The organism is Bacillus cereus group sp. BfR-BA-01316, from assembly GCF_022664195.1.
Lineage (GTDB): Bacteria > Bacillota > Bacilli > Bacillales > Bacillaceae_G > Bacillus_A.
Map to the genome: position 1 here is coordinate 1 of NZ_JAKUGX010000088.1, position 650 is coordinate 650.

Genomic DNA, 650 nt, shown 5'->3' on the forward strand with positions numbered 1-650 from the left:
TATAGATATCAATGGAATTTAAAAAAGATGACTCCTGTTGGATACAGAAATCATCTTCTTGATGTTGCCTAACTTTTTTCAAAATGTCCTTTACAAAGGGTACAGATTATTAAGCTAGTGTTTTTTCTTTTCTTCCTACTTGATAAGAAGTTTATAAATAATAAATTATTGCTGATAAGATAAATACAAATAATACATAGTTAAATATTTTCGCTGTGCCATTCATTATTTTCACTACATTACTTAATAATCCAATTGTACAAAGACTGAATATCACCATTGTGGATCCTATAAAATTAATTGAATAACATTAATATATAAATGTTATATTTTGAAGAATTTATATAAAATTACAATAATTTAATGTGAATTATTTTCGTATCAAAGGGTACACCTTTTGAAGTGGCGTGATTTCTATGAAAAACAATGTGTCAAAAAGTTGGAGATAACATTTTGAAGTAGGGGTACCGCCACACATCCATCAACTTAAGGATTTAGACTATTCTTAAACTTAAAAGCACGTTACTATTCTCTTATGCTAATGAGAAAGGGTGACGTGCTTTTTATGAATATGCATCAAAAACAAGAGCTGTCTTTATTTGCCGAAGAGTTATATCGATATATGTCTCCCGCTACACTTAATCAATTAG

At 28.5% G+C, this 650-nt stretch carries 1 protein-coding gene; it reads left to right on the forward strand.

Annotated features, from left to right (window positions below; translation table 11 throughout):
- Nucleotides 1–72 (forward strand): IS3 family transposase (locus tag MR071_RS25910; protein ID WP_325782561.1); only part of this gene is annotated, 72 nt, incomplete at its 5' end.
- Between the last annotated feature and the right edge of the window lie 578 nt (nt 73–650).